Below are 5065 nucleotides of genomic sequence, written 5' to 3'. Positions count from 1 at the left end.
AACGGGGCTGAGCCGTGCCCTCAGGCGTCGCGGGTCGGGTCCGGGTGGGCCCGCGGCGGGGCGTAGCGCGGCACGTACTCCTGGCCGGTGAGCTTCTGGATCTCACTCATCAGCTCGTCGGTCATCTGCCGTAGCGAGGTGCGATCGTCCGGCCGGCCGGTGAAGTCCAGCGGCTTGCCGAACCGGACCGTGATCTTGGCAGCGCCCGGCCGGGGCACCCGGGCGCCGATCGGCTGCGCCTTGTCCGTACCGATCATGCCGACCGGGATGATCGGCACGCCGGCCGAGATGGCCAGCCGGGCCGCGCCGGTACGCCCCCGGGAGAGCTTGCCGTCCGGCGAGCGGGTGCCCTCCGGGTAGACCACCACCAGGTCACCGCCCTTGAGCGCCGGGATCGCCGCGTCGAACGCGGACAGCGCCGCCCGACCGCCGGCCCGCTCGACCGGGATCGCGCCCAGGCCGGTGAGCACGCACTTGGAGATCGCGCCCTTCACGCCGGCGCCCTTGAAGTACTCCGACTTCGCCCAGAACGCCAGGTGCCGGGGCACGACGGTGCCGAGGAACAGCTCGTCGGCCACCGAGAGATGGTTGCCGGCGAAGATCGCGCCGCCGGTCTCCGGCACGTGTTCCAGACCCTCCACGGTCGGGCGGAACGCCACCCGCAGCGTGGGCGCCACGGTCAGCTTGCCGATGGTGTAGAGCAGGGGCACTGGTCCTCCGGCAGATGAGGTGCGAGCGGGCGGTGTCACGGTAGCGGACGCCGCCACACCCCGCAGACGGAGGTGCGGCGGCGTCCGCCCCGCGTGCTACGACCGGCGGACGGTGACCGTGACCCGCTCGCCCTCGCCGACCTCGCCGGCGAAGCCGTCGAGGCCCTCGGCGAAGTCCACCGAGTCGGCCAGGACCTCGCCGGCCACGAAGTCGAGGTACCCCGCCACCGCCGCGCGTACCTCGTCGGACGCCGACACCGACACCACGATCCGGTCCGAGACGTCCAGGTCGGCGTCCCGGCGGGCCTGCTGCACCACCCGCACCACGTCGCGGGCCAGCCCCTCGGCGGCCAGCTCCGGGGTGACGTCGGTGTCCAGCACCACCACGCCCTCGCCGCCGGGCAGCGGGGCGGAGTGCTCGGCGTCGGCCGCGATCAGGCGCAGCTCGTACTCGCCCTCGGCGAGGGTGACACCGGCGGCCACCGGGGCGCCGTCGACCAGCTCCCAGTCACCGGCCTTGACCGCCTTGATCACCTGCTGCACCTGCTTGCCGACGCGCGGGCCGAGGGCCCGGGGCACCACCGTCAACACCTGCTCGCAGTACGCGGACAGCTCCGCGCTGAACTCCACCGTCTTCACGTTGACCTCGTCGGCGACCAGGTCGGCGAACGGGCGCAACTGCTCCGCCGCCGGCGAGGCCACTGTCAGCGTCGACAGCGGCAGGCGCACCCGCAGCCCCTTGGCCTTGCGCAGCGACAGCGCCGCCGAGGCGACCGCCCGCACGTTGTCCATCGCGGCGACGAGGTCGTGGTCGGCCGGGAACTCCTCCGCCGAGGGCCAGTCGGTCAGGTGCACCGACCGCTCACCGGTGAGCCCACGCCAGATCTCCTCCGCGGTCAGCGGCGCGAGCGGCGCCACCACCCGGCAGAGCGTCTCCAGCACCGTCGACAGGGTGTCGAACGCGTCGGCGTCACCGGACCAGAACCGGTCCCGGGACCGGCGCACGTACCAGTTGGTCAGCGCGTCCAGGTAGGACCGGACGGTGGCGCACGCGCCGGAGATGTCGTACGCGTCCATCTGCGCGCCGACCGTCGACACCAGCTCGTTCGTCTTCGCCAGGATGTACCTGTCGAGCAGATGGGTGGAGTCGGTGCGCCGCCGCGCCTGATACCCGTCGGCGTTGGCGTAGAGCGTGAAGAAGTACCAGACGTTCCACAGCGGCAGCAGCACCTGGCGTACCGCGTCGCGGATCAGCGTCTCGGTCACCGCCATGTCCCCGCCGCGCAGCACCGGCGACGACATCAGCATCCAGCGCATCGCGTCCGAGCCGTACGAGTCGAAGACGTGGTAGACGTCCGGGTAGTTGCGCAGGCTCTTGGACATCTTGCGCCCGTCCGAGCCGAGCAGGATGCCGTGGCTCAGGCAGTTGCGGAACGCCGGCCGGTCGAACAGCGCGGTGGCCAGCACGTGCATCGTGTAGAACCAGCCGCGGGTCTGCCCGATGTACTCGACGATGAAGTCACCCGGGTAGTGGTGCTCGAACCAGTCCGCGTTCTCGAACGGGTAGTGCACCTGGGCGAACGGCATCGAACCGGACTCGAACCAGCAGTCCAGCACCTCCGGCACCCGGCGCATCATCGACTGACCGCTCGGGTCGTCCGGGTTGGGGCGGACCAGGTCGTCCACTTCGGGCCGGTGCAGGTCGGTCAGGCGTACGCCGAAGTCCCGCTCGATGTCGGCGAGGGAGCCGTAGACGTCCAGGCGCGGGTAGTTCGGGTCGTCGGACTTCCACACCGGGATCGGCGAGCCCCAGAACCGGTTACGGCTGATCGACCAGTCCCGGGCGTTGGCCAGCCACTTGCCGAACGAGCCGTCCTTGATGTGCGCCGGCGTCCAGTTGATCTCCTGGTTCAGCTCGACCATCCGGTCCCGGAACTTCGTCACGGCGACGAACCACGACGAGACCGCCTTGTAGACCAGCGGGGTGTCACAGCGCCAGCAGTGCGGGTACGAGTGGGTGTAGGTGTCCTGCTTGAGCACCACCCCCCGGTCCTTCAGCTCCCGGATCACCGGCTTGTTGACGTCGAAGACCTGCTCACCCTGGTACGGCGGGACCAGCGCGGTGAACCGGGTGTGGTCGTCCACGGTGACGATGGTGGGGATGCCGGCGGCGTTGCAGACGTTCTGGTCGTCCTCACCGAAGGCCGGGGCCAGGTGCACGATCCCGGTGCCGTCCTCGGTGGTGACGAACTCCGCGCCGAGCACCTGGTAGGCGTTCTCCCCGGCCTGCTCGACGAGGAAGTCGAACAGCGGCGTGTAGCGGCGTCCGGCCAGGTCCCGGCCGTACACGGTGCCGACCTGCTCGAACCCGTCCAGTTCCTTGGCGTACGCGGCCAGCCGCGCCGCCCCGACCACGAACCGCTCGCCCTCGCGCTCCAGGACCGCGTACTCGATGTCGGGGCCGACGGCGAGCGCCAGGTTCGACGGCAGGGTCCACGGCGTGGTGGTCCAGACGCCCAGCTTGACCGGCCCGCGCACCAGCTCCGGGGCGGACTCGTCGGCGGTCAGCTCGAACCACACCGACAGGGTGGGGTCGTGCCGGTCCCGGTAGACGTCGTCCATCCGGGTCTCGGTGTTCGACAGCGGCGTCTCGCAGCGCCAGCAGTACGCCAGCACCCGGAAACCCTCGTAGATCAGACCCTTGTCGTGCAGGGTCTTGAAGGCCCACATGACGCTTTCCATGTAGTCCAGGTCGAGGGTCTTGTAGTCGTTGGTGAAGTCGACCCAGCGGGCCTGCCGGTTGATGTACCGCTCCCAGTCCTGGGTGAACTCCAGCACCGAGGTCCGGCAGGCCTCGTTGAACCGGGCCACGCCCAGGTCGATGATCTCCGCCTTGCTGGTGATGCCGAGCTGCTTCTCGGCCACCACCTCGGCGGGCAGGCCGTGGCAGTCCCACCCGAAGCGCCGCTCGACGTGCCGGCCGCGCATGGTCTGGTAGCGCGGCACCACGTCCTTGACGTAGCCGGTGAAGAGGTGACCGTAGTGCGGCAGACCGTTGGCGAACGGCGGGCCGTCGTAGAAGACGTACTCGTTCTTGCCGTCGGTGCCGGCGGGACGGGCCTCGACGCTGGCCTCGAAGGTCTTGTCGGCCGTCCAGTGCTCCAGCACCCGGCGCTCGACCGCGGGCAGGTCCGGGCTCGCCGGCACACCGGCGGCGGTCGGGTCGTGCAACGGATAGGCCATCGGGGGTCGCTCTCCTCGCAGCTCACTCAACGTGGGTCTGCGAGGACGAACCGTCCGGGTACGCCGACGACGGCGCTCCCGGGTGGCCCGCGGTACCACCCCGCTTGGCGGTCAGGATCGACCGCCCGCTCATTGCCGGCTGTGACGGGCCGCACCCGTCCGGTTCTACTGGGCCGGTCGCCCGGCTGTTCTTCCGGAGGCTCACCGGTGATGGCCGGGTCATCGCCTTACGGTGCTCAACGATACAAGACCCGCACCCCACCCCACCGCCGAGTGACGCGCGCTCCGGCACCCTAGGCTGACCGGGTGATCCGGATCGAGTTGGACGAGCCGACCCTGTCCCGCACCCGGATCGCCACCAGCCCGCTCTGGGAGGTGCTGACCAGCCTGTTCGTGCTGCACCGCCATCCGGTGCAGGCGCCCTGGCCGTACACCGCCTGGGCGCGGCACGCACGGCGGGTGCTCGACGAGGTGCCGGCGACCGCGCCGGCCCGGCTGCTGACCGTCGGCCTACCCGCACCGGACTTCCTCAGCCCGATCCCCACGTCGGCCGCGCCGACCCTGGCCGACCAGCTCGCCGAGCTGCGCGCGACGCCGGCTGAGGTGATCGCCGAGCAGATCCCCCACTACTACCAGCCGGACGACCTGCCGGAGTGGCTCCGCCCGTTCGTCACGGACCGGCGGGCCGCCCTGGAGCGACTCGCCGACGGCATCGAGGCGTACTGGGACGCGGCCATCGCACCGTGGTGGCCGGCGATGCAGGCGGCGCTGGACGAGGAGGTGCTGCACCGGGCCCGGGCGCTCGCCGCGTACGGTCCGGACGCGCTGCTGGCCGACCTGCACGAGCGGGTGCGCTGGGACAAGCCGGTGCTGACGCTGGTGAAGCCGTCGGAGCAGGAGTTCACGGCGGTGAACCAGCGGCTGCTGCTGATTCCCCTGGTCTTCGCGCAGGGAGCACTCATCTGCGCCACCGACCATCCGGAGATCATCGCCGTCTCCTACCAGGCGCGCGGGGCGGTGGTGCTCGCCGAGGGTGGGCCGACCTCGACGGCCCGGACGACACCGGTCACGGACCGGTTGGCGATGCTGGTCGGCCGAGGTCGTGCCCAGGT

General features: G+C 71.0%; 3 protein-coding genes. 1 reads left to right on the top strand and 2 read right to left on the bottom strand.

The window, feature by feature from the left end; genetic code table 11:
• Positions 1-20: 20 nt before the first annotated feature.
• Together KBX53_RS21770 and ileS are read right to left on the bottom strand one after the other, a co-directional pair.
• Complete coding sequence (locus KBX53_RS21770) at positions 21-710, bottom strand: 1-acyl-sn-glycerol-3-phosphate acyltransferase (protein ID WP_210861304.1); 690 nt, start codon at positions 708-710, stop codon at positions 21-23.
• Between the two features lie 96 nt (positions 711-806).
• On the bottom strand, positions 807-3953 hold the full coding sequence (gene ileS, locus KBX53_RS21765; RefSeq protein ID WP_210861301.1) for an isoleucine--tRNA ligase: 3147 nt from the start codon (positions 3951-3953) through the stop codon (positions 807-809).
• A 306-nt stretch (positions 3954-4259) separates the two neighbouring features.
• On the opposite strand from ileS, the gene KBX53_RS21760 reads away from it, so the two are divergent.
• On the top strand, positions 4260-5065 hold an 806-nt coding region (locus KBX53_RS21760), incomplete at its 3' end, for a hypothetical protein (protein ID WP_210861299.1).

The organism is Micromonospora sp. M51 (assembly GCF_018070305.1).
Classification (GTDB): domain Bacteria; phylum Actinomycetota; class Actinomycetes; order Mycobacteriales; family Micromonosporaceae; genus Micromonospora; species Micromonospora parva.
This window is presented reverse-complemented; position numbering and strand designations above follow the sequence as displayed.